Origin of the sequence: Enterococcus sp. 7F3_DIV0205 (assembly GCF_002141365.2) — a bacterium.
Lineage (GTDB): Bacteria > Bacillota > Bacilli > Lactobacillales > Enterococcaceae > Enterococcus_L > Enterococcus_L palustris.
Genome location: NZ_CP147244.1, coordinates 311,098 through 335,548, shown reverse-complemented (window position 1 = coordinate 335,548; position 24,451 = coordinate 311,098). Strand labels below are relative to the sequence as shown.

Genomic DNA, 24,451 nt, shown 5'->3' with positions numbered 1-24,451 from the left:
CTCTACCAATTTATTAACCCCACGTCATTTTTCATTTTTAATACTCGATAAACCGATTGATTCAATGCCTCCTCTGTATACTCGCCTCGCTCAATTCCTTGTAGAACATATGGAATCTGTTCTTGGAAGGAGGAAGATAAAATCATATCATTGCCTGCTTTTAATGCTGCAAGTCCTGCTTCTTCTTGAGAAATAAAATCGGCAAGTCCTGCCATATCCATATCATCCGTCATAATCACATTTTGGAACCCTAATTCGTTTCGTAAAATGTCATGGACTGGTCGAGAAATCGAAGCCGGCATTGCTCCGTCAATACTCGTAATAATGTTGTGCGAAACTAAAATACTATCTGCCCCTGCTGCAATTCCCGCTTTAAACGGTAAAAAATCATTACTTCTTAACTCATCTAAACTACGAGTATCATAAACGATTTCCACATGGGAATCACGGTTATTTCCATAGCCTGGGAAATGTTTCAATGTTGACGTAATTTTTTGTTTTTTCAATTCCTCTACGCTGATTTTCACATATTCACTTGTTTGCTTTGCGTCAAGTCCTAATGTTCGATCATAGATAAACGCCTGCGGATCTGTTGCAACATCTGCATCTGGAAATAATCCACTTTGAATCCCATATGAATGTAGAATTTCAGCTTTCTTTTGAATATCTGAACGAATCCCAGTCCAACCCGATTCTTGATAGATTTCTTGTGGCGACTTGAATACCTCTGGCACTAAATCTGTCCCTCTACTCAAACGTGAAACAGTACCACCTTCTTCATCTGAAGCGATAAATAAAGGAATTTTACTTGTAGATTGATAGTCTTTTATTTTTTTCTTCAGTGAATTTGGTGTTTCCGTCTCGACATCACGACCGAATAACAGATAACCGCCTAAATGATACTCTTGAATATTTTCTAGTTGTTCCTCAGCTGGCACTCGAGCCAAAAATAATTGTCCAACTTTTTCTTCCACACTCATTGAAGCAATCATTTCATTGATTACTTTTTCTTGATTCTTTACTGGATTTTCTCCATTTTCTTTTGGTGAACTTGATATCGTATTTACCGTTCTTGTACTTGATGTCGCTGTACTTTCCTGTTGTATTGTTTCTTTTTGACCAAACAACAAAATCACCGCTAAACTAATACCAAAAATCACTAGTAAAATAAGAATTGCACTGATAATCATCTTTTTTGTATTAATGGTGTTTCCTCCTTAAAAGGCTGGGCAACGTTATGAAGTGAGATAATTAAACATGGAAAAAGTCCAATTGGCTTTTTATTCGATTCCTCCATTATCCACTACTTCAAAATTCTCTTTGCCGCCTAAGCTTTGAATAGTGAACTTCTTTTCTTCTTCATTATAAACAAGTGTTGCCTTTTGATAACGGAAAATTTGTGTTACATCTTTTTGTTTGTAGTCTTTATAAATTGTTTTGTATTTGATCAAGTAACGAACATCATAAGTATTTTTACCTATCATTTTAACCGATTCTACTGTGGGAGAACCATTTACTGAACTTTTGATTTTGCTATCTCGAACAGATTGAATGAACGTATCAAAATCTTGATACTCTGCGTTGTCTTTCCCTTCTTTAAAATAACTTGAAAATTTTTGTTTTGTAGTTTCATCATACGTTGCATACGTTCCTGTGAAGTTGGAGACATCTGAATAAAAACCGTTTAAAAAAAATTCAACATCTGATTTTTCTTGTATACCGGAAAAATCAGAATTAACAATCGAAAATTTGGAATCGTAACGACTTGCTTCAAAAGAAGAATCATCAATTACTTGCTGTTTTGTCATGATAACACTTTTATCTTCTAATGTCTTTTTCAGTTGAACGGTCATTCCTTGTTGCCATATCTTGTCTTTTACTTCATATTCTCCAGCAGATAATACGCCGACTTTTTTATCATTGAGAAAAACTTCAGCGTCAGAAATGTTCGAGCGCAACTTAAATGAAATTTTACGGAAGTCTAAACTTACTTCACTCATTTGATCTGTTCCAGAATTTTGAGATTGTACTAAATCAACGGTTGTTTCGCTTTTTTCCCCTGCTAACTCACCTTTGATCGTATATTCAGCGGGGGTCAACGGTCCCCAAACAGTTTGAAACTGCTGTTTATCGGTTGTTTCCTTTTCTTGATTATCCAAAAATAGTATCATGCCTTTTTGATTAGCTGTGATTGTGATATAGCTAGGCTTTAACTCCCAAAGGTACTCATCAAACATCAGAAATTTTTTCCCTTTTTTTGTTAATGTTAATGCTCTTGTTTGATTCGTGTTATCGCTTAGCTGAGTAATCAGTGTGGAAAAGGCTGCTTTATGCTCGTTACGCCCATAATAATCGAAATACTTTTTTAGTTCTTCTTTGGTTATATTATAATTGGGATCGGCTGAAACCGTCAATTTTTCCATCTGACTTATATCTTTGTTCTTAACGACGGCTACCATTCGTTTTAGTTGATTTTCTTGACTGTAATAATTTTTCGCGGCAAAGTACGAGCCAAAAATGATACATAGAAAAACTATAGCTAGACTGAGTAAAATTTTTTGTTTTTTGTTCATGGGTGTTTTGACATTACTAGTCTGACTATTCTCAGCTTTGGTTTTACTTTCTTGTGATATGGCTTTCCCACAAGTTGGACAGAATCGATCCTCTTCCCCTAATTGTGCCCCGCAGGAACAGCTATTTTGGTCAACTGTTTTAGGATTGACTTCTGTTTCTAGTGTATCGTTCTGAGCAATTTCCAGTTGCTCACCGCAATTTTCACAAAATAGTGCTGCTTCTTCATTTTCATGATGACATGATTTACAACTCTTCATTCTTTCTCTCCTATTTTTTTATTCATTTTTATCTCCTCTCTTATCATTCTATTTTATACACAAAAAGTCAACTATTTTTGCGATTAAACTATATATAAATTAAAAAATATTGCTAAAATGAGCTTGTCTACTCTGATTTAAATATCAGATCAAATTTAATTCTTTATTTTTGACAAAAAAATGACCACATGAGATGCTTTAAACGTAATCAACAAAATAAAGAGAGAAGGTTGGATTTTTATGTCAACAATGGTATTTGTGAATTTTCCAGTCAGTGATGTGAAACGTTCTACAGAGTTTTATGAAAAATTAGGGTTTAAAAAGAATGAAGAATTTTCTAATGAAGAAACAAGCTCAATGGTTTGGGACGATAATTTCTGGATTATGTTATTGAATCATGATTTCTACAGTAAATTTATCAAAGACAAAAAAATTGCGGATGCAAAATCTACTAGCGGTGTTTTGGTGGCTTTCAGTCTAGAAAGTGCTGATGCTGTGAAGAAATTTGCTGAAACAGCTAAAGCAAATGGCGGCGATTTTTATAAAGTTGATATGGGAATTCCAGAAGATATGATGTTTGGACTTGAAGTGCAAGATCCAGATGGAAATTCTTTGGAACCGACTTGGATGAAGATGTAAATTAAATATTGTTAGTTTAAAAAACCATCGGCTAAACTTGTCGATGGTCTTTTTTTGTAACAAAACGATTTAGTTTTGTTATGACTTATGCTTTTTTACAGTATTTCGTTTCTAAAATGTTTGTGCTATTCAATAGGACATGATATCCAAGCAAAAACTGCAGAAAATCTCTATTCAGGGAAAAATAAAGTTGCTCATCTTACTTTTAGGTATGATCAAACAGATGAGTTACTTGGAAAATCGCAAATTATGTTTAAAATCGATTTACTTTGATTGATAAAGATTCGAATTAATTGAATTATGGTTATAAACGTAAAAAGATCGGAGAAATCTCCAATCTTTTTTTGTTTGTCTTTCTCATTCAGCTAAAACTCTTCATTTTTCAACTTTTCTAGTTCGAGTTCTTTTTCTTCCACCAATCTTTTCTGCAATTCCTTATCATAATTTCTCGCAACTGGTATCATAAAATTGATCACGCCGCAGACAATCGCACCAACTCCTGCTATCACAAACATCTTTTCAACACCGATTTTATCCGCTAAAGGTCCTGCAAAAAGTAAGCCTACAGGTCCTGTAATACTTAGCAATGAATTCAACACGCCTAATACACGTCCAAGTACATTCGGCTCATAGCTTTGCTGGATCATCGCCATCAATAAGGTATTAAAATAGGGAGTTGCAAAACCTGCAATCGCATTTAAGAGGACAAAATAGAGAAAGCCTTTACTCGTTGCTGGTAATAATCCGCTCAAGCCAATCGTTACACCAATCACAGCATAAGCAAAAAAGATCAAGTTCATCCGATTTTTCCAATTTCCAAAAATCCCGATAACAGCCCCACCAATCAGCATTCCTACTGAATAGATCACTTCTACCAAACCAGCTTGCCCCACAGTTCCATTAAAATAATTCATTGTCATCAAAGGATACAAACTTGCAGCTGGCATAAATAATAACATAAAAATCGCTCCAACGATCGTGATATACCAAAGACCTTTATTTTCAAATAATTTTTTAAACCCAAATTTAGTATCTTCGAAAAGGTGGATAGCCTCCCCTTCTGAAGCGATTTTTGGAATCATGACAAACATCAATAAACCAACCCCAAAGACAGCACCAAGAACATCAAGCAAAATCAGGAAATTCATTGGAATCATTGAATACAATACTGCACCTAATGCTGGCGCAATGATAAAGTTCGCCGATTGCACCATGCTGAATTGTCCATTGACCTTCGTCAACTCATCTTCTGGCACCATCGTAGGTAATATCGATTGGATCGTCGGCATTTGAAACGTTTGGGCAATCGAACGAACTAATAACGAGACAAAGACGAGCCACAGAGGAAAATCTGCAGAAATCGTTCCAACGATTGATAAGATCAGTGCAAAAATCGCAACAACAATATCCGTCACGATCAGTAACAACTTTTTATTCCAACGGTCAATCAACGGTCCTGCAAATGGGCTTAATAATACCATCGGCAACATCCCTAAAAGCATCGCAAAACTCAAAATAGTGGCAGAACCAGTTGTCTTTGTCAAATACCAGATAATGGAATATTGTACCGCCATGCTTGTGATGCCTGATAAAAACTGTCCTGTTAAAAACAAGTAAAAGTTTTTTTTCCATTTCGTAGGCCCAAATAAAGTTGGATTTTTAGACATATAAACACTCCTCGAATGATTTATTATTATTTACGTTAAAGTTATAATAATCTCTCCTAATTTTGAGGTGTTTGTCCAAAATTAGAACAGCCTAGCCTTTTTTAAACGGATCGAATGGATAGTTGCCTTTATTATGTAGATCATTTGATTCTTTCCTATCTTTGTCAGTTTTCTATAGGTTGATTTTACCTGACGTGTTCTTTTCAAACAAGTATTTGATTTTGCTCTTTGTACTAATCACTAGACTATACCAAAAGGTTTTGAACTATAACTTTTCCAGTTATAATTCAAAACCTTAAAGTTCTAGTATATGATTTTATTGCGCTCTTCCAACCAACAATGAGTCTTTTTTTCCTTCATAATAAAACACCTTTTCCATTCTTTAAATGATACTTCACTTTATTTTTAATCCTAAAGAGGCTTACTTGATTTCAAGAATCATCTATTTTTATGCTCATTTATTTTTTGCAAGAATGCTACTAGCTGAAAAACGGTTTGTCGTTCTTCTTTATGGTCTTGCTGATCCTTTCAACTTAACCTTTAAAACAGCCCATTCGATTTCGGTAAATTTCATAAAATTATTTAATTGGCTTCATGACTGTCACGGATTCTTCTTTAAACTCTTTTCGATCTTCCGATTTTTCAAGAGAATTAGACACTGGCCATAAGATAATATTTTCCCCATCCCAGTACATACTTTGACCAACAGTATATCCACCATAATTTACTAAAATATGATTTCCGTTCACTTCATACGTTGTCGTTAGCCATCTGTCCTCGCCATCAAGTTTCTCCTTTCGCAGAAATCCGTCAAAAGTAACCGTGCTATTTAAGCCGTCATTTCCTTTAATAATGGAGGTCCATGACGAATAGGCTGTCAAATCTGGATCAATTGCAGGTTTCAATTTTTTGATTGTTTCTTCTGTATACGGAAAAATTTCTTCGTTATGAGGCTCTAAGATCATTCGTTTAAGGTCAGATGATTTCGGTTCTAGAATCAAGTTTGCGCCTTCCATTTTGACTTGATATAATTGGACATCTGCTACTAATTCATCTTTATCGTTAAATACACTAGAAAAAATAGTTAGTTGATCCCCTTCAAGGGTATATTTAGGTTCCATAAATGTAAAATGCTTGATGATCATACGAACTTCACCTTCATTAAACTGATAATAATTCTCTTCACTTTGAACTTTCCAATACTTCGTTGACTGTAGCAATTTTGCTGAAATAGTTTTGGCTGGTTCAATTGCAGTTGAAATTTCAGAAGCTGGTTTGTTCGGTTTTTCGGTTTTCGGCCACATCAAGGTACCAATAAAAAACAAACATATCATGACTAAACTAGATAAAATAATTTCCCCCCATTTGTATTTAGACATGAGGTATCGACCTTGGCCTCGTTCTGAATTTCCACTAAGTGCTGCGAGTGATTCTTCTTCTGGTACTTCGATTTGGTTCATCGCTTTTTGTAAAATTTTTTTCTCATTTTCAGACATAATAATCCTCCCCTAATACTTTCCTAAGTGCTTCACGTCCTCGTTTCAAATTCGTTTTGACTGTTCCTTCTGGCATCGTTAATAGTTCACTGATTTCTTTCACAGAAAAACCTTGGTAATAAAATAATTGTAAAATCAAACGGTATTTATCCTCTAAATTCATGACCGACTCTAATACATCGATTGCTTGATTTTCATTTTTTTCTAAATCAGCTTCCTCTTCAAATTCTGGGCTATTTTGTAACTCACGGATTTGAATTTTTTGTTTGATTACTTTGCTCGCTTGTCTTGCCATGATCGTACAAAACCACGTCAAAAAGTAGCTAGGCTCTTTTAACGTATGAATCGAGCTCATCGATTGAATGGTTGCTTCTTGCATGATGTCTAGCGCGTCTTCTTTGTTGCCAATGTAGATATAGGCCATTTTATAAATGTACTCGTGGTTTTTACGTAAAATTTTCCCTAACGCTTTTGTATCTCCTTTGATTGCTTTTTTGATCAGTAAAAGTTCTGAATAAGTAAACTTCCCCATTTTCTCACCTCTTCACCCTAATAGTGTAAAAAAACTCCTAGTAGGTTTCAATTAATTTTTTTATACATAAAAAAAGAGCTAAACCTTTATTCGGCTTTAGCTCAGATCATTAATTTATTTCAAATGCCCACTATTTTATTCAGTTTCATTATTGTGCTGACTAATTTGTGCCTTTTTGGTCGGAAGAAACAGTTTAGGATTGATTTTAAGTAATAATAACAGCACAACTGACGTTGCGATTGCCGTAGCCACACCACTTAGTCCATTCATTACAAATGAAAATAACCAAGGATTCATGCCCCACAGCGCAAAGCTTCCCCAGAAAATGACTCCTGCGATAAAGTGCCAAAAATAGCGCATAAGTGTTCCGAAAAAAGAAGCATAAAGAATAATTCGACTACTCTTCCCATACTCTTTATTGCCAATTGCTTCTTGCAACTTCCCACTATATACTCCTGCAAAACCGGCAAACCCAAACGCCAAAATATACTCAATAATCACTTGGACAGGCATCAAATAATACACCTGAGCCGTTGGAAAATGCAACAAGCCCCAAATAAAGGCAGAAAAGAATCCTGCTTTGGCTCCTCTTCGTAAAGCAAAAAGAGTGATCGGAATCATCCCTAATGAGATTGAAAAACTACTCCCAATATTCGTTGGAACAAAAGATAAGACCATCGCAATCGCTGCAACGATCGTTCCTTCGATCCATACTTGTAACTCCTGTTTTCTTTGCATAAAAAAATCCTCCCTCTAGAACGACCGATTCACAAAGGAGGAGTAAAAGTTGCTATTTACTCCATCACAATTCCTACGCTCGTACTAACGAACAGGTTCAAGGGTTTAGAGTGGTTACTCATTCTCAGCCAAGGCTCCCCTTTGTGATGGGTTCTATTTAATTTTTAGTGGTTGTTTGTATAACAACATCAAAATCGTAACATGCTCTTCATTAAAAGTAAAGGAATTAAACATCTTCTTTACTACTGAAGTAGTTTTTTCAATAAAATAGCCGAATATTAAACTTGATTCATTCTCTCTTTGATTTTAAGGTAGAATAAGGGATAGAGGGAGGAGTAATATGAAAATGAAATTGAAACAAGTTTTTTCTATTTTGGTGATGTTGGTCGTTGGAGGAGTAAGCGGTTATTTTGCGGGGTATTTATTAGCAGATAATACGTTGTCTGGATTTGATATAGTGGTCTTTTTCTTCGCAATAGGTATTTCATTTGTTCTCCATGTTATCATCCATGAAGCTGGACATGGGATTTTTGGACAATTAACTGGATATAAAATGGTAAGTTATCGGATTTTTTCTTTTATGTGGGTCTGGCAACAGGATGGGACGATCGTCTTTCGTCGCTTGAAAGTTCCAGGAACTTTAGGACAATGTTTGATGGCACCTCCGCCTTATCAAAAAGGACGCTTTCCATTTCGTTTATACTTATTAGGTGGTGTTTTAGCAAATATAGTGACCAGTAGCATTATTGGGATTTTATTGGTACCTCATTCTATGATTGCTGCAGTTTTTGTTCTTACAGGTATTTTCATAGCTGTTACAAATGTTTTTCCGATGGGCTTTAATGATGGAATGAGTCTAAAAATTGCTTCTTCTAGTGAGGAACAGCAATTTTTGTTATATGTACAATTTGAAGTGAATTATCAGCTGAATCAAGGTTTGACTTACATGCAACTTCCTGATAGCTATTTTGATTTGATGCCAACAGAACCTAAGCAAACCTATTTCAACGAGTATCAGCAATTTTTACAAATCGCTCGATTGGCAGAAGCCTTCGATTGGACTGGTTTAAATAACATATTAGAATCACTATGGAGTCAATTAGATAACTTGATTGAGATCTACCAAATAGAAGTGAAAAAAGAGTTGATTTTCTCTTTATCCATCACTCACCCTGATGATCCTCGAATCACTCAATTATGGACGGATAAAAAAGTAAAAATGAGTTTGAAGCAACCTTTAATGGGGAATAAACGAATAGAAGCAGCTTATTATTATTTTGTTAAACATGACCCTCAGTCTGCTTTAGATTGTTTAAAAGCTGGAAAAAAATTAGTTAATAAAGCACCGAATGCTGGTGATGCTAAGGTAGAGATGAAGCTGAATGATTGGCTCTATGAGAAGTTTTACTGCAACGATCATACTTAATTTTATAAAAAAAGTGATTAGATCGATTTAAAAAAATCAATCTAGTCACTTTTTACATTTTAGCTCCAATTATATTAGTACTTCCCTTTTATCACGAAAAAAGAGCCGCGGATTGTCCCCGCCAGTTTTGACTTTTGTCGTGCAAATTTAAACTTGCCTTCAAATTCTACTGGAATATCCATTCCATCAGATAACTTAAACCCAACAGCACGTTTCCCACCTTCTTCAATTGTATACATCACATTAACAACTAAACCATTTTCATAAAAAACGTAAGCCATCTTGATACCATCTACTTCAAAACTTGAAACCTCTAACGCTTTATAAGGAAATGTCATCTGACGTTCTGCTAACACTTTTTCGATCCATGCTAAGGTTTCAGGAGCATCACTTACCGGTACAGTTACGAATTCATGTTTGTATTTGTTCCAATAGTAACGAGCTTCATTTGCACGTAAACCTGCCAATGCATCTGCCACTGGAGATGTTTCAAAACCAACTGTTGAGACATTTTTAAAATCTACTTTATAAGACATATTGGCTCCTCTTTTCTTTTTATATGAACATTATATGCAATGTATAAGTGATTGACAAATATTAAAACTGAGTGTATTTTTTCCCGTTTGTGACTTTTATCTGAATAGAATTAATAAAAAAGTTGTAAATTTGTCGATCATTTACTATAGTTAGATTAGCTCGTTTGTGCTAAAATGAACAATCGCTTTAAATCTTAAAATTTTTAGGAGGGTAAACATTGAAAATCCTTTATATATCAATATCAGGTAATACCCGCTCTTTTGTAAAACGTCTTGTTTCATATGCTGCTACTGAGCATAACACTCAAATCGAAGTAAAAGAAATTCAAGAGAATTCGACTCTTGAAAAAGAAACAACATCTTTTTTCACTTTCGTGCCAACTTACTTAGATGGAGGAAATGGAGTTGATAATGGTGATACAGAAATTCTTACGGAAACGATGAGAGAATATCTAGAGTATCAGGAAAATTTCCGTTATTGTTTAGGTGTAGTCGGCAGTGGAAATAAAAATTTTAACCACCAATATTGTTTAACTGCTAAACAATATGCTCAGAAATTTGATTTTCCTTTTTTAGCTGACTATGAGCTTCGTGGTACACAAGAAGATTTAGAACATGTCTTTAATGTTTTGTCAGTGGCTATTTCTAACATTTAAAAAACTCTTTGAATACTCTAACAAACAACGAGGCTGGGATATGATGATGTCTCAGCCTCGTAACTTTTTACTGAAATTTCCACTTTGTTTCATCGTAACCACTAGCTTCACCAACACTGATATAACTCAGTATACCACCACCCCAAAAATATGTATTGATCGGGATGCCATTGTGAAAAATTTTGTAGTAACCGTCCCCTTTGTCAACAATGACAAAACGTTTCGCATTACTTTTAGTATCTAAATAAATATAACCTCTAGTTGAAAAGTTCCAATAATCATAACCACTCGTATATGGATTAACTGATCTGATCGTATATATGTTTAACCCTTCATGATCTAAATAAACACCATCACTACTCGTACCTAAAACAGCGTACTCCCAATTGCCAACTTCTAGGGTTTTTCTAAAGTTACCTTTAAAGTCCCCATTCATCGTATAAGCACTCATCTTTACTTTTTTCCCAGTTGGCGGTGCTGCTTGTGCCGTTACACCAAAATATAAACTTACTCCAAATAGACTACTAAGCAATAGTAACGTTGTTATGACTTTTTTGACCCTTGATTTCTTTACTTTCTTTTCCATTTGCATCCCCTTATCTTTCATTGATAGTTATTTCACAAATCAATCATAAGGTAGTTTCAAAATAAATAACAGTTCAAATTCGTTTTTACAACATCCAAAAATGGTCTCTTTCTTTAACATGTTTGTCCACTCTTTCCTTAATCGTTATTTAAGTCTTATACAATCGCAATCAATTTCTAGTCCATCAAAATTATCCCGTAATCTAGTCATTATCTTCATCTCAAAAGATTATTTTGACCCATTATTAAACAATAAAAAGAGAATGCTACAATTTAACATTCTCTTTATGTTCTTGATTTAGTTTTTTCTACAATAACTCTTTTCTCAATTCCTCGTCTGTTCGAGTAGACAAATATTTAGGCGCAATATCTAAAACAGTATATGCCCCAAATTGTTTTTCCTTAGCCAAACGAACACAGGCTCTAGCATAAGCAACTAAGACACTTGCCGTAAATTCGGGATTACTCTCCAGCTGTAAATTATATTCGATGACTTGCTTGGTATTTTCATGTGTTGTTCCTGTATGCAGTACCGTGCCGCCATGAGGCATCGCTTTATGTTTTTGATCCAATTCAGACTGAGAAATAAAATGAACCTCAGTATCATAATCTGCAAAGTAATTCGGCATTGTAATGATTTCTTCGCGAATTTTTTCTGCCTGTGATTCATTTTCAAGCACAACAAAACATTCTCTAAAATGTTTATCTCGAGTAGTCAAACCCAGTTGTTCTAAAGCTTTGAGCTTCTCTATAACATCATTGTTTGGAATTGTATATTGAACGGCATCTAATACACCGTCAATTCGTCGTAATGCATCGGAATGACCTTGGCTAACACCTTTACCCCAAAATGTATTCGTCTGTCCAACTGGTAAAATGCTTTGTGCATACAAACGATTCAAACTAAACAAACCTGGGTCCCATCCTGTTGAGATAATCGACGTTGTTTGATTTTCTTTTGCTACTTGATCCACTTTCGCAAAATGCTCTGGAATCTTAGCATGTGTGTCAAAGCTATCGATCGTGTTAAATAAATGAGTCCACTCCGGTGTTTGTGTTGGCAAATCTGTCGCTGAACCGCCGCAAAGAATGCAGACATCGATTTCACCTTTTTTGTGTTTCAATTGCTCCATCGTAAATGCTTTAGAACCTTCTGTTTGCACCGTTTCAGGAGCTCTTCTTGTAAAGACACCGACTAATTCCATATCTTTGTTTTGTTTGATCGAACGTTCAACCCCGCGTCCAAGGTTTCCATATCCAATGATTGCTACTTTTATCATACTAACATTCCTCCACTTCTATAAATCAGATTATACCAAAAGAAAAAGACATCTGACAATTGGAAGTTGAAAAAATGAGTTTCTTCTTTTACTGTTCCATTATATTCAATTGTTTCTTTAATTCCGTGGTGATTTTTTGCTTTTCCTCATCTGAAATACTCTGATAAGAAATCCCTTCTTCCCCAGTATAGCCATCACCTGTAAATCCTTCCCCTTGCATTTGATAACTTTCAATGTTTTCTAGGGCTTTTTGATAATTTTTCATTAAAAGAGTCATTTGATCCAGGGTCATATCGGTTTGACCATTTTCTCCTATTACGTCGAGTAATTCTTGATAACGAAAAACACTTTTCATCGAAGTTAATTCTTTGGTAAGCTGAATCGTTACCTCTCGCTGCCTCTTTTGTCTGCCGTAATCGCCTAAAGGATCTTCATAGCGCATTCTCGCATACTGTAATGTTTCCCAGCCGCCTAAATGCTGTTCCCCTTTTGGATAATGAATTCCTTCTGCATCAAACTCAAAATCATTATTGACGGTGACACCGCCAACTGCGTCACTTAAAGCTGCTAAACCATCCATATTGATCACAAAATAATGATTGATTGGGATATCTAAATAATGTTCAACCGTATCGATCATCATCTCGTCTCCACCAAAGGAATGAGCATGATTGATTTTGTCATAGACGCCATCTTTCCCAATGATTTCGACATAAGCATCTCTGGGAATACTTGTGATCGTAGTTTTCTTCAATTGATTATTGACGGTGACCACCATAATCGTATTTGCTCGAAAATCTGTTTTGCGTTTAGAATCATTTGCGATACCTAACAGTAAGAAACTCGCAGGTTCACTATTTCCTAACTCTGCGGCTTTATTTTTTCGATTTAGTGGCTGATACATTTTATCGGCAGTTTTTTGGACTTTTTGAAACACCGCAGCACCATAAGCTGAAGCTCCAGCAACGACTAGTAAAAGCACTGTTAGCGTACCTAAAATAGTTCTTTGAATGAACTTTTTTTTAGCAATAGGAGTAGAAAATTCTCTATTAAGGTACACTCTTTGCAAGAAAACAAAAGAGAACTTGACCCAAGTATAGCTTAAAAGAAAACCTGCAAGCACATCACTCGGATAATGAACTCGTAAATAAATCCGGCTCAATCCAATCAAAAGAACATACACGATCAAAGTGTTTTTAAAAAACTTGTAATGCTTCATTTCCTTTGAATAAACGGTTTGTAAAATCATGATCATCGAACAAGCTAAGCACATGGCTAAGAGCGAATGCCCACTTGGAAAACTATAGGAAGTTCGTTCAGCCAACTGTTCTACATTTGGTCTCTGCCGCGCCACAAGCTGCTTTAAGACAAATCCAAAAGCGCTGACTACTAAGACATTACTACTTAGCCAAACTGCCAATAACTTATGTTTATTTCGCCAAAGTATAAATGAGACTATCAAGCTAACAACAAAAATCGGCATGATCGTAGCACTTTTGGCAACTAAATCCACAATACTGGTCAGTAATTGACTCGGTTTCCAATTAAAGTGATAAATCGCTGAATCTAACTGAACAAACCATGATTCTTGTTTTACAACTAAAAAGGTTAGCAATGAAAAAAATACGACACTTAAAACTGCTGGAGTAAATTTCTTTTCTTTCAACGTATACATGTGATAAATCCCTTCATTCATATATTCAGTAAAACAACCAAGTTAAAGATTATTTCCAAGTACTTTTCACAGGAATATCATACAACTAAAAAAATTTTGATTCTTAATTGACAGTAGTGAATCATCTAAAGGCATACAGTTGACTCTTATTTACCAAAAGAAAAAAGCCAAACATGCTTTCCCTAAGACGTTTGACTTTCAATCAATCTCATCGTCTGAGTTTTAGCACTATACAACGTAAAGAAAAATTCTTAGCTATTTTATGAAAAGCCTTAATTCGACAATTCCTGTTTTACACATTGGCGTCTTTCGACGTTTCTGCGCAATAGCCTGTGTTTGTATAGGAGCCTCACCTAACAAGGTTATTTATCTATTTATTTTGTTAAATAGTAACGCTGGAAAAAAATTTTTTCAAGTTATTTTATGACTCTTTAGTTTTTCTTAATTTAAAATCTGAAAAAGATAGCATCAATAAACAAGCAGAAGCAATCATCAAAATAGGATTGATGATTGCTTCTGCTATACTCTATTTTACTCATCTAACTCTTCAAATTGTGAGTTATAAAGTGACGCATAATAACCGCCTTGAGCAAGTAATTCTTCATGTGTTCCTTGTTCTTTAATATCGCCATCTTGCATATACAAAATCTTATCCGCATCTTTGATCGTTGATAAACGGTGCGCAATAACAAATGACGTACGACCAGCCATTAAATTATTCATAGCACCTTGAATCAAGCCTTCTGTTCTGGTATCAACAGATGATGTTGCTTCATCAAGGATCAAAATCGGTTTATCAGCTAAGATTGCGCGGGCAATTGTTAAAAGTTGTTTTTGACCTTGGGAAATGTTGGAAGACTCTTCATTTAATTCCATATTGTAACCACCAGGCAACGTTTGGATAAAGTGATGAACGTGAGCGGCTTTCGCGGCTTCATAGACTTCTTCATCCGTTGCATCTAAACGACCATAGCGTAAGTTTTCCATGATGGTTCCTTTAAATAACCAAGTGTCTTGTAAAACCATCCCAATATTTTTACGTAAATCTGCACGATTAAAGTCTTTGATATTATGACCATCGATTTTGATTGCGCCAGATGTTACATCGTAAAAACGCATCAATAATTTAACCATAGTTGTTTTACCTGCACCAGTTGGTCCAACGATTGCCACTGTTTGGCCGGGATCAACATGTGAACTGAAATCATTGATAATGATTTTGTCTGGTGTATACCCGAAACGAACATGTTCAAAATCGACCATCCCTTTGGCTTTGTCGATTTTAACTGGATTTGGTACTGTTTGTGCTTCTTCATCTTCTTCAAGAAATTCAAAAACACGTTCAGCTGCTGCTGCCATTGATTGGAGTAAGTTTGATACTTGAGCCAATTGGGCAATAGGTTGTGTTAAGTTACGAACATATTGGATAAACGCTTGGATATCTCCGACCGTGATCGTGCCATTATAAGCTAATATTCCACCAAAAATCGCTACTGCAACGTACCCTAAATTTCCAACAAAGTTCATGATCGGTTGCATCAAACCTGAAAGAAATTGGGATTTCCAAGCTGATTTGAATAAGACATCATTTTGTTTTTTAAATTCTGTAAGTGAATTTTCTTCATCGTTGAATAGACGTACGATGTTATAACCACCGATGGTTTCTTCTACTTTACCATTGATCACGCCAAGATATTCTTGTTGTGTTTTAAAGTATTTTTGCGAATTTTTCACAACGATCAAAATTAAGATCATTGAAATTGGGACGATCAAAATCGCAATACCTGTCATTTGCACAGAAATCGATAGCATCATGACAATAACACCAATGATAGTGAATACTGATGTAATCAGCTGTGTGATCGATTGGTTTAGTGATTGACCTAGAGTATCCACATCATTGGTGATACGAGATAAGACTTCACCCGTTGTACGACTCTCAAAATAATTCATTGGCATACGATTGATTTTTTCTGAAATTTCTTTACGCATGCGATATGTGATTTTTTGCGAAATCGTTGACATGATCCAACCTTGAATGATCCCAAAAGCGGATGCCACTAAGTAGAGCCCTAACATAAAGAGTAAGATTCCACCAATTTTATTAAAATCGATTCCGCCAGTTCCTTGATATTTTTTGATTAAACCATTAAACAATTCTGTGATTGCTTGGGATAAAATTTTTGGACCCCAAATATTAAATACGGTTGAAGCAATTGCAAAGATCATTACAAAGAAAACGGGTATTTTATAAGCACCAATATAGGAGATTAATTTTTTTAGTGTTCCTTTAAAATCTTTGGCTTTTTCCACTGGAGCGCCATGCCCAGGTCCGCGTCCGCCACGAGGGCGATTTTGTGTTTGTTCTGCCATTATTCTTCGCTCCTCCCTACTCTGCTTCTTCTATGCCTAATTCAGCATTACTCAATTGTGATTGAGCAATTTCTTGATAGACAGTGGATGATTTCATTAATTCATCATGTGTTCCATGATCTACAACACGACCTTCGTTCAATACGATAATATTATCTGCGTGAAGAATCGTAGAGATTTTTTGAGCAACGATGATTTGCGTCGCACCTTTGATATTTTCAGATAAGGCTTTTCTCAACGCCACATCTGTTTTATTATCCAGTGCTGAGAATGAGTCATCAAAGATCAAGATTTTAGGATTTTTCGCTAAGGCACGAGCGATGGATAATCGTTGTTTTTGTCCACCAGAAACGTTCGTTCCACCTTGAGAAATTTCCCGATCGTAGCCTTTTTCATTTGAATCGATGAATTCTTCAGCTTGAGCAATTTCAGCTGCTTTTCGCATTTGTTCATCCGAGATATTTGCATCCCCAAATTTGATATTTGAGGCAATATCACCTGAGAATAAGATCCCTTTTTGCGGCACAAATCCAATGATTTCATGTAATTTATGCAAACTCATCTCACGAATATCGATGCCATCGATCGTAATTCGTCCACCTGTTACATCAAACAAACGTGGGATCAAGTTAACGATCGTTGATTTACCTGAACCTGTTGAACCAATCAACGCTGTTGTTTGACCTGGTTTTGCCGTAAAGTTGATATGATGTAAGACATCTTCATCCGCATCGCCGTAACGGAATTCTACCGCTTCAAATTTCACTTCACCTTTGAAGTCATGGTCATCTTTAGGTTGTTCTGGATCTTTGATCGTTGGTTCTGTTTCGAGAACTTCTTCCACACGACCAGCAGCAACATTAGCACGAGGTAAGATAATTGAAACCATTGACAACATCATAAAGGCCATAACGATTTGCATCGTATACGTAATAAAGGCCATCATATCCCCAACTTGTAATTGACCGTTATTCATATTATGTCCGCCGACCCAAACGATCAAAACTGAAATACCATTCATCAATAACATCATGACTGGCATCATAATAGACATTGCACGGTTAACGAATAATTGAGTTTTCATTAAATTCGTATTCGCAACATCAAAACGCTCTTCTTCGAATTTTTCACGTGAAAATGCACGAATAACAGGTAATCCAGTGATGATTTCACGAGAAACCAAGTTGACTCTATCCACTAAGTTTTGTAATGCTTTAAATTTAGGCATTGTTGTTACGAGTAAGCTTAGAACTAACACTAGAACTGCTGCGACAGCTACACCGACAATCCAGCCCATACCTGTTCCTGTTTGATAAACATTATAGATCCCGCCAATACCTAAGATTGGTGCATATAACACGATACGCATGATCATTACGATCCCCATTTGCATTTGTTGGATATCATTGGTATTACGTGTAATCAATGAAGCTGGAGAGAATTTCTCCATTTCAGTATTTGAAAATTGCAATGTTCGTTCATATTGACCGACACGCAAGTTTCGCCCAACAGAAGCTGCTACTAATGAGGCGATCAACCCAACAATGATTGCAGCCACTGCAGAAACAAGGGTTAAGAGAACCATTTTAGTTCCTGTTTTGACCATATAATCTGTTTGAATTTGTTGCGTATTCATATCTAGTGCTTTATATTCAGCAAGGGTCAATTGAATCCCTACTGTTTTCATTGAATCTGCCCCTAAATCGCCTAAGCTGTTTTTAGTCTCTTTACGAGCGGCTTCGACTTTTGCAGGCATAGCATCTGTCGTTGTTTTGATTGAATCAGCTAACGCTTTCGCTTCTGCACCTTTTGCTTGTGCTTTTGCAGCCAACTCTTGAGCTTCAGTCCCTTTTTCAGTTGCTGTAGCACTATCTGTTGCTGAGGCTGCCGCAGCACCTGCTGCTTTTGCTTGTTCTCCTAATGTTGTTGCTTCTTCACCAAGCTGTTTTGCTTTAGCAGCATCTTCTCCAACTGCTTTATAATCGTCGATAATTGCTTTTGCTTCACTACCACTAGATGAATCTTTAGATTGAGCGGAAGCAAGCATCATCATTGGTAGATTAAAGATATCAGCTAACTTAGCTTCGGTCATACCGTCTTGAAGATTTAATGTATAAACTTCAACTTCTTTTCCATCAATTTTTTCAGTCGTTAATTTATAGTTGTCTTCAATTGTTTTTTTCTCATCGTCTGTCATGAACATTTCGATGCCCTGAAGAGTTGTTTTCCTGATTTTTTCAGGTGTAGAATATTCAAGCCCTCCTTGTTGAATACCGACATCGACGATTCCCGATGTTAATTTTGGTAAGCTTAAATCACTATTTGCCTGTACGACTAAAAGCACAAGAACTGCGATGACCGCATACCAGTATTTGCCGAGATATTTGAAAATCTTCACTATTGGTCACCTTCCTCTTTCTGGGAAATTTGTTGGGAGTAGTCTACGAATTTCGCAGTTAGCTCGATGAACTGTTTGGTGTCTGTTTCTCCCATTAGTTTAAAAACCTGAACGATCTTATCGCGCATTTCTTTCTTTTGCAGTTTCGCTGCTTTTTTCCCGCATTCCGTTAGTGTAACGTTGATACGGCGGCGATCATCTGGATCCATTTTCCGTTCGATTTGTCCTTTTTTTTCTAAACTTCCTAAGACAACGGCGATACGAGCGCTAGATAAATTCAATGATTCAGCGAGATGCTTTGGGCTAGTTGGCTCCCCATAACGATGTAGAAACTTAATAACAATACTTTCACCTTGATTGCTCTTTTCTAGTCTACTAAATGCGCTATGTCGATTTTGAACCATTAGACGCATAAGTTCTTGTTCGGCCTCTTCTGCGAATGACATATGACTCCTCCTTTTTTCAAAATAGTTACTTCTACCATTAATAGCTAACAGTGTTAGTAACTAATGCTGTTTGATATTAACGCAAATAGCTTTTGATGTCAATAGGATTGGCTCAAAAAATTAAATGAACACGGTTTTATTTAAAAATCTTTAGTCATTGAATCTGATTGACAAGCTTTTTTATAGTTTAGCACGCGCTACAACATGCTCATTTAGAATATGTTTCACTAAATTACTTTATTCATTTCAACTGAGTGAAGGTAAAATTCTTAAACTAATATATTAAAAAAGCAATAAATCGAAATAAAAATCGATTTACTGCTTTTTTCATTATAACTTTAATTCACATTACCTTTATTTAAATTAAGCTGGCGGTATGAATTGAATAATTTTTTTGTTGAAATGTGAGTAACCACATGCTACTGACATAACGATTAGCAACAACTCTAATTCATAGCCACCAACAAAACCACTTCCAGATTTTAACATAAACATAGCTGAGCCTAGAATAGCAATAAAACCTAGTGAAACCAAAGGTACTAGTAAACCAATAATCATAAAAATACCTCCGCCAACTTCGATCAGTGCAATAATTACAGGCATGAAAGCTGGTAGACCTAAGCTAACGAAGAAATCAGTAGTTCCTTTTAAATCTGAAAACTTTGCTATCCCATGTATTGCCATAGTAATCCCTAACGTTATTCTTAGTAATAAAAGACTCGTGCTTGTTGCGTTTTTTAACTGCATTAATTTTGTATCCTCCTTTAATTGATGGTTTATTATATCATGCAAAAAAAGAACTTACAATAAGTAAGCTTAAAATATTTATTTTTCTTTTATTAAAGTATTTTTACTTTTTAGACACAAGAAAAGCACTTATCTTGATCACTAAGTGCTAATTTTCACTCTTTAGTAAATTCATCAACTCAAATCCCGTGTTTATTTTAGAATAGATCGAGCAAACGACAAACAATTCTTTTCCTGCAAAATGCACCATTTTATATCGGCCAAAGGATGCTGGTATATGATGGTGACCATGAATAGCACCAATTATATTGTACTCTTCAAAGAGCTTTTCAATTTTTAGCTCTGAGCAAACATAGTCTTTTTTATATGCCGTACTGTCTGGCGAAAGCATGCTTAGTTCATTAAATAAAGGTGCATGTGAAACAATTACGGTTGGACTATCATGGTCTTTGTTTAATAGTTGATTTAATGCCTCCAAGATAAATTTTTGTTGTGCTTTTTTTCGTCTTACAAGTACAACTGGAATTGTCAGCCCAATATAACGAATCCCATTGTGAACAAAACTATTATTATTTAATACGTTCATTTTAGGAAACCGCTTTTCAATTTCGTCTTTTACACACTCGTAATAGATATGATCGCCTATAGGCAGTTGATACCAAGAATCATCTGGATTCCGCATAAGACCTTGAAACCATTTATTTTTGAAAAAAGGAGTCCATTTCTTCCATTCTTCGTTTTCTTTACTTTGGCTTTTTGGCAGTACATCAGATAATTCGTGATTCCCTATAACATAGAGTCCCTTGATCTCTTCATCAACTATAGGAGAATCCTCTGAAGTTCCAACTATGATATTGAAGTTTTTATTCGTGAATGGAAGCTTCTCATCTGTCGCATGGACGTCGGAAACAACATTTACTAAATTAGGATTTTTTATCGGAAGAACATTTTCAAAATACTGTTCCAGTTCTCTTGGATCAACACTATGAGCAACATAGTTTTGCCTAACCTCAGACAGTTCTTTTCCAAATTCTGATCGTAAAAGTAATTTATTGTTTGTAGGTATAGTTTGGCTCCCGATAATGATTGAATTTTCTATTGTTTGTTTGACTTCTTGAGGAAGTAAACTTAACGCCGATGTAATATCAGATTCAAAGGTTAAATGATTAGCCGAAATCGCACTATTTTGCATGACTGAGTCTAATAGTCGGATATTTTTTCCATCCGTCATTAGAGGTAAAGCTTGAGTCAACTGAACAACAAACTTAAGGTATTCTGAAATATAGCCGGATATTCCTGTTTTGACATTTTCACTGAATAAAAACTTCCCTGCAAGATTAGCCGAAAGTGCACCAGTTTCATCATGTTGCAATAAACGTCCTAGTATTTGGATCTCAAATAATGGATCTTTAAATATTGCTTCATACGCTTGGGTCACTTTAGCAGAATTTTCATCTACTCGTTTATTTGTTACTTGAAAAATACTGAGCTTAAGATAGGTTTCTAAATTTATTTTGTGTGACTCGATGTATTGGTGAGCGGCTTCTGGATGAAGTAAATATTGAATCGCTGCACGTTGGATATAGTTCCTAGCCGTATCATAAGGGATTGCAGAGTAGACAAGATCACCTCTGGAAGATATATTTAGCGAGTTTTCTTTCATATTGTAGGTTAATTGGAAATACTCATTTTTGACTATTGTTTTATTAACGGGTCTCCGTTTATTTTCTGGATAAAGATCAATACGCGTAGCAATTTCCAGAGGTAAGCTGTTCCCAGTTATTGAAGGTGATAAGGACTTTCGCTCCTCGATAAAAAAAGAATCTTTCTCTTTGTTTGATTTCATGATTGGATCACCTACTTCCTTTATTTTCTGACTTTCGTTAATAGAACAATCAATCCATTCGTCATGTTCATTGTATTAGACTCTTTAAAACAATGCAATTCGTTTTTAGTCGATCCCCTCTGTTTTTTCTTAGCTTGTCGAAAATGATATTAAAAAGCTGAGTGAGTCCTGATTCAGAACATCACTCAGCAATATAAAAAATCAACTGTTTAACTTATGAAGAAATGATTGGCCGTTTTGCGGATTCCCTACTTCAAAAAATTCTGCTGCCGTAGCTGCTACATCCGCCATCGTTTCTCTTTCACCAATCACTTTTCCTTCAATACCTGGACTATAAACTAACAAAGGCACGAGTTCTCGTGTATGTTGGCTATGACCAATTGTTGGGTCATTCCCATGATCAGCCATTACGATCAGCAAATCTCCTTGATTTAAAAGAGGAATTAATTCTGCTAGTTTCTTATCACTGATTTCTAAGCGATCCGCATACCTTTCAACATCTTCTGCATGTCCAGCCAAATCCGTTTCTTGGATATTAATGAAGAATAAACCATTGTCATTTGCTTTCACTTCTGCAATCAGTTTATCGTATAGTTCTTCAGTATCTACACCAGGAAACAGCTTTTCACTGGAGGTTTGAATAATGTCCGCCGCTTTGCCAAATAAAGCTACTGGAATTCCTGCTTGATCTAATATCGTAGGAATTTGGACATTAGGATCAATCCCATATCCGAGGTGAATGACATGATAATCATTATTATAAACACCTGATTTTGGTGCATCCACTCCAGCAAATTTTCCAATCACAGTTCTAGCAGCTAATAAATCAGCCAAATGGATGCCATGTCCGCCAAATGTAATCACTCTAGATACTTTGACCACTTCTCGGACAGCTTTCCCTAAAACTGTCACATCTTCAAATGAACTATCATCAAGAGCTGCTGAAACATTAAAAACTTGACCTAAATCCGTTTCTAAATTATCACCAATTGTAGCCACTTCATTTACAACTAGAATCTTAGGCTCATCTATTTCTCCTACATAGCGAACCTGATACCCTTTGGCTTTCAAATGCTCGAAAACTTCATCGATCACTTCATTGAACGCCTGATTTAATGGTTCTTTTGGTGTCGTTCCAGAAATCTCCTGATGGCCTAAAAATGAATCAGCTCCGTGATGGGTTAAATTCGCTTTTCCGTAATTTGCTTTTAGTGAAAATGTTAATTCTTCTGTTTCAAATTCTAGAATATTCATCAATCCAAGTTTTTCTAATGTAGGGATCGTTATCGTCGGAATCTTTTCTATAATATGTTTCGCTGTGTTTGAGCCATTATCTGCTGGTCTAACCAATGGCACATCCTTCATTGCCCCCACACCAAAGCTGTCTAAAACATTAATAATAAATCGACTCATTTTTTAAATCCTTCTTCCTTGACTATCAAAAATCCCGACTATCTCTGGTTTGCCTTCACTAATTCCTTTTACAATAGCCACATTGCTTCTCGTAACAAATATTTGGGTACGAAAAGCAGCAATCACGCTTGCCCCAACATGATGTTCCGCTGAGGTAGAAAGATAATAATCAATACTTTCATCTGAAAATGATTCAACCTGATCCTCTGTGCGAGTGTTTGCTTCATCGATCAGTACTGAATTCAAATGACCTCTGCGATAGTAGCCACCACCATAAAAATAGGCTTTTCCTTTAAAATTATGGGATATTTCACTTACATAAACTAAAGCTGGTTTTTCTGGCTGTTCTTTATAAGCATGCAATGGCGTCGTTCCAGTCAATGCATGCCCTGGTTCCGCTTGTGTTCCGCCAATTTCTTTAATAAATGGAAATGTTTCGCTACATGATGCAGAAGGAACATTCAGCTCAGGTACTGTAAAACCTGCCTGACGCATAATAGTTCGAGCTTTTTCGATTGTTTCTACATTTTTTGTTTGTGATAATGTGGTGTATGTCTCGTCGAATAAAAAACAAGGAAAAGAAGTAATACCACTAAATTCAATAGCACCGAATTCATGAAAAACGTTACTTGTTTCAGCAAGATCTTTTAGTAAAAATCCGCCGAACTGCCCTTCGTATAGTTGATCATCATCTGCAACAACTTTTAGCAAAACCTTTTGCTTGATGCCTAATTTTTGAGCTACTGCATTGATCTGCTCTAATTTTTCAAGAGAAAAAACAGTGATATATTCCGCACCGTAAACCATAATGTTTTCTATGAGCTGATCTGGTATTTGCACTAAGTGCCCAACATTACAGAGAGGAATATGATTTTCCATCATGATGAGTGCTTCTTTAAAGTCGACTACCACAGCTCCACGATAGCCGATAGCCATTAATTCTTTTGCAATCAACGGATTTCGACCAATTTGTTTTAGCATAAAAAACAGTTCGATGCCGATTTTCTTTGCATTCTCTAACATCACTGCACCATTCATACGAATTGTATCTAAGTCTAAAATGTAAGTATCGGGAAGAATTTGTCCAGTTTGGTGTAAATAAATTCCTGCGTCTATCAAGGCAGGATTTTCTTGTTTCATCATCGGTAGAAACAAATGAATCCCCCC

Annotated in this window: 20 protein-coding genes and 2 riboswitches; of the genes, 3 read left to right on the top strand and 17 right to left on the bottom strand. The window is 35.7% G+C overall.

The window, feature by feature from the left end:
* Positions 1-2: 2 nt before the first annotated feature.
* Positions 3-1,190, bottom strand: coding sequence for a glycoside hydrolase family 3 protein (locus A5821_RS01565; RefSeq protein ID WP_086312749.1), 1,188 nt, complete (start codon positions 1,188-1,190; stop codon positions 3-5).
* A 90-nt stretch (positions 1,191-1,280) separates the two neighbouring features.
* The gene (locus A5821_RS01560; protein ID WP_086312747.1) at positions 1,281-2,831 is read right to left on the bottom strand and encodes a zinc ribbon domain-containing protein; all 1,551 of its coding nucleotides are present in this window, start codon (positions 2,829-2,831) and stop codon (positions 1,281-1,283) included.
* 240 nt (positions 2,832-3,071) lie between these two features.
* On the opposite strand from A5821_RS01560, the gene A5821_RS01555 reads away from it, so the two are divergent.
* Positions 3,072-3,470, top strand: a complete 399-nt coding sequence (locus tag A5821_RS01555) for a VOC family protein (RefSeq protein ID WP_086312745.1) — start codon at positions 3,072-3,074, stop codon at positions 3,468-3,470.
* A gap of 365 nt (positions 3,471-3,835) precedes the next feature.
* Here the strand turns inward: A5821_RS01555 and A5821_RS01550 are convergent, their stop codons facing one another.
* The 4 genes from A5821_RS01550 to thiT all read right to left on the bottom strand — a co-directional run bounded on the left by A5821_RS01550 (position 3,836) and on the right by thiT (position 7,903).
* Positions 3,836-5,137: an MFS transporter gene (locus A5821_RS01550; RefSeq protein ID WP_086312743.1), complete on the bottom strand. Its 1,302-nt coding sequence runs from the start codon at positions 5,135-5,137 to the stop codon at positions 3,836-3,838.
* A 578-nt stretch (positions 5,138-5,715) separates the two neighbouring features.
* Positions 5,716-6,633: a hypothetical protein gene (locus A5821_RS01545; RefSeq protein WP_086312741.1), complete on the bottom strand. Its 918-nt coding sequence runs from the start codon at positions 6,631-6,633 to the stop codon at positions 5,716-5,718.
* Entirely contained in the window at positions 6,626-7,165 is a 540-nt protein-coding gene (locus A5821_RS01540) for a sigma-70 family RNA polymerase sigma factor (RefSeq protein WP_086312739.1), read from the bottom strand. Before A5821_RS01540 ends, A5821_RS01545 begins: the two co-directional genes overlap by 8 nt.
* 135 nt (positions 7,166-7,300) lie before the next feature.
* Positions 7,301-7,903 (bottom strand): energy-coupled thiamine transporter ThiT, encoded by a 603-nt coding sequence (gene thiT, locus A5821_RS01535; RefSeq protein WP_086312737.1) that lies wholly within the window; start codon positions 7,901-7,903, stop codon positions 7,301-7,303.
* Positions 7,904-7,956: 53 nt separating this feature from the next.
* Positions 7,957-8,054, bottom strand: a riboswitch (TPP riboswitch).
* Positions 8,055-8,243: 189 nt separating this feature from the next.
* On the opposite strand from thiT, the gene A5821_RS01530 reads away from it, so the two are divergent.
* Positions 8,244-9,329: a hypothetical protein gene (locus A5821_RS01530; RefSeq protein WP_086312735.1), complete on the top strand. Its 1,086-nt coding sequence runs from the start codon at positions 8,244-8,246 to the stop codon at positions 9,327-9,329.
* Between the two features lie 74 nt (positions 9,330-9,403).
* Here the strand turns inward: A5821_RS01530 and A5821_RS01525 are convergent, their stop codons facing one another.
* A complete protein-coding gene (locus A5821_RS01525; RefSeq protein WP_086312733.1) occupies positions 9,404-9,865 on the bottom strand; it encodes a phage tail protein in 462 nt (153 codons plus the stop codon).
* Between the two features lie 218 nt (positions 9,866-10,083).
* On the opposite strand from A5821_RS01525, the gene nrdI reads away from it, so the two are divergent.
* Complete coding sequence (gene nrdI, locus A5821_RS01520) at positions 10,084-10,521, top strand: class Ib ribonucleoside-diphosphate reductase assembly flavoprotein NrdI (RefSeq protein WP_086312731.1); 438 nt, start codon at positions 10,084-10,086, stop codon at positions 10,519-10,521.
* A 67-nt stretch (positions 10,522-10,588) separates the two neighbouring features.
* On the opposite strand, the gene A5821_RS01515 is transcribed toward nrdI, so the two are convergent.
* The 10 genes from A5821_RS01515 to A5821_RS01470 form a co-directional block, all read right to left on the bottom strand.
* On the bottom strand, positions 10,589-11,107 hold the full coding sequence (locus A5821_RS01515) for a hypothetical protein (protein WP_086312729.1): 519 nt from the start codon (positions 11,105-11,107) through the stop codon (positions 10,589-10,591).
* Between the two features lie 307 nt (positions 11,108-11,414).
* On the bottom strand, positions 11,415-12,386 hold the full coding sequence (locus tag A5821_RS01510; RefSeq protein ID WP_086312727.1) for a diaminopimelate dehydrogenase: 972 nt from the start codon (positions 12,384-12,386) through the stop codon (positions 11,415-11,417).
* Between the two features lie 88 nt (positions 12,387-12,474).
* On the bottom strand, positions 12,475-14,061 hold the full coding sequence (locus A5821_RS01505) for a phosphatase PAP2/LCP family protein (protein WP_086312725.1): 1,587 nt from the start codon (positions 14,059-14,061) through the stop codon (positions 12,475-12,477).
* Positions 14,062-14,261: 200 nt separating this feature from the next.
* Positions 14,262-14,429: riboswitch (M-box (ykoK) riboswitch) on the bottom strand.
* Positions 14,430-14,592: 163 nt separating this feature from the next.
* Positions 14,593-16,434: an ABC transporter ATP-binding protein gene (locus tag A5821_RS01500; RefSeq protein ID WP_086312724.1), complete on the bottom strand. Its 1,842-nt coding sequence runs from the start codon at positions 16,432-16,434 to the stop codon at positions 14,593-14,595.
* A 16-nt stretch (positions 16,435-16,450) separates the two neighbouring features.
* Positions 16,451-18,832 (bottom strand): ABC transporter ATP-binding protein, encoded by a 2,382-nt coding sequence (locus A5821_RS01495; protein WP_086312722.1) that lies wholly within the window; start codon positions 18,830-18,832, stop codon positions 16,451-16,453.
* Complete coding sequence (locus A5821_RS01490) at positions 18,832-19,278, bottom strand: MarR family winged helix-turn-helix transcriptional regulator (RefSeq protein WP_086312720.1); 447 nt, start codon at positions 19,276-19,278, stop codon at positions 18,832-18,834. The genes A5821_RS01495 and A5821_RS01490 overlap by 1 nt, the downstream gene beginning before the upstream one ends.
* 363 nt (positions 19,279-19,641) lie before the next feature.
* Complete coding sequence (locus A5821_RS01485) at positions 19,642-20,025, bottom strand: DoxX family protein (RefSeq protein ID WP_086312718.1); 384 nt, start codon at positions 20,023-20,025, stop codon at positions 19,642-19,644.
* A gap of 148 nt (positions 20,026-20,173) precedes the next feature.
* Positions 20,174-21,871, bottom strand: coding sequence for a metallophosphoesterase (locus A5821_RS01480; RefSeq protein WP_086312716.1), 1,698 nt, complete (start codon positions 21,869-21,871; stop codon positions 20,174-20,176).
* 201 nt (positions 21,872-22,072) lie between these two features.
* On the bottom strand, positions 22,073-23,284 hold the full coding sequence (locus A5821_RS01475) for a phosphopentomutase (protein WP_086312714.1): 1,212 nt from the start codon (positions 23,282-23,284) through the stop codon (positions 22,073-22,075).
* Positions 23,285-23,287: 3 nt separating this feature from the next.
* Entirely contained in the window at positions 23,288-24,439 is a 1,152-nt protein-coding gene (locus A5821_RS01470; RefSeq protein WP_086312712.1) for a YhfX family PLP-dependent enzyme, read from the bottom strand.
* Between the last annotated feature and the right edge of the window lie 12 nt (positions 24,440-24,451).

Excerpts from the sequence above, each read along its gene's own strand:
- A5821_RS01565 (WP_086312749.1), bottom strand. The coding sequence starts at position 1,190 with ATGATTATCAGTGCAATTCTTATTTTACTAGTGATTTTTGGTATTAGT.
- A5821_RS01560 (WP_086312747.1), bottom strand. The coding sequence starts at position 2,831 with ATGAAGAGTTGTAAATCATGTCATCATGAAAATGAAGAAGCAGCACTA.
- A5821_RS01555 (WP_086312745.1), top strand. The coding sequence starts at position 3,072 with ATGTCAACAATGGTATTTGTGAATTTTCCAGTCAGTGATGTGAAACGT.
- A5821_RS01550 (WP_086312743.1), bottom strand. The coding sequence starts at position 5,137 with ATGTCTAAAAATCCAACTTTATTTGGGCCTACGAAATGGAAAAAAAAC.
- A5821_RS01545 (WP_086312741.1), bottom strand. The coding sequence starts at position 6,633 with ATGTCTGAAAATGAGAAAAAAATTTTACAAAAAGCGATGAACCAAATC.
- A5821_RS01540 (WP_086312739.1), bottom strand. The coding sequence starts at position 7,165 with ATGGGGAAGTTTACTTATTCAGAACTTTTACTGATCAAAAAAGCAATC.
- thiT (WP_086312737.1), bottom strand. The coding sequence starts at position 7,903 with ATGCAAAGAAAACAGGAGTTACAAGTATGGATCGAAGGAACGATCGTT.
- A5821_RS01530 (WP_086312735.1), top strand. The coding sequence starts at position 8,244 with ATGAAAATGAAATTGAAACAAGTTTTTTCTATTTTGGTGATGTTGGTC.
- A5821_RS01525 (WP_086312733.1), bottom strand. The coding sequence starts at position 9,865 with ATGTCTTATAAAGTAGATTTTAAAAATGTCTCAACAGTTGGTTTTGAA.
- A5821_RS01515 (WP_086312729.1), bottom strand. The coding sequence starts at position 11,107 with ATGGAAAAGAAAGTAAAGAAATCAAGGGTCAAAAAAGTCATAACAACG.
- A5821_RS01510 (WP_086312727.1), bottom strand. The coding sequence starts at position 12,386 with ATGATAAAAGTAGCAATCATTGGATATGGAAACCTTGGACGCGGGGTT.
- A5821_RS01505 (WP_086312725.1), bottom strand. The coding sequence starts at position 14,061 with ATGTATACGTTGAAAGAAAAGAAATTTACTCCAGCAGTTTTAAGTGTC.
- A5821_RS01500 (WP_086312724.1), bottom strand. The coding sequence starts at position 16,434 with ATGGCAGAACAAACACAAAATCGCCCTCGTGGCGGACGCGGACCTGGG.
- A5821_RS01490 (WP_086312720.1), bottom strand. The coding sequence starts at position 19,278 with ATGTCATTCGCAGAAGAGGCCGAACAAGAACTTATGCGTCTAATGGTT.
- A5821_RS01485 (WP_086312718.1), bottom strand. The coding sequence starts at position 20,025 with ATGCAGTTAAAAAACGCAACAAGCACGAGTCTTTTATTACTAAGAATA.
- A5821_RS01480 (WP_086312716.1), bottom strand. The coding sequence starts at position 21,871 with ATGAAATCAAACAAAGAGAAAGATTCTTTTTTTATCGAGGAGCGAAAG.
- A5821_RS01475 (WP_086312714.1), bottom strand. The coding sequence starts at position 23,284 with ATGAGTCGATTTATTATTAATGTTTTAGACAGCTTTGGTGTGGGGGCA.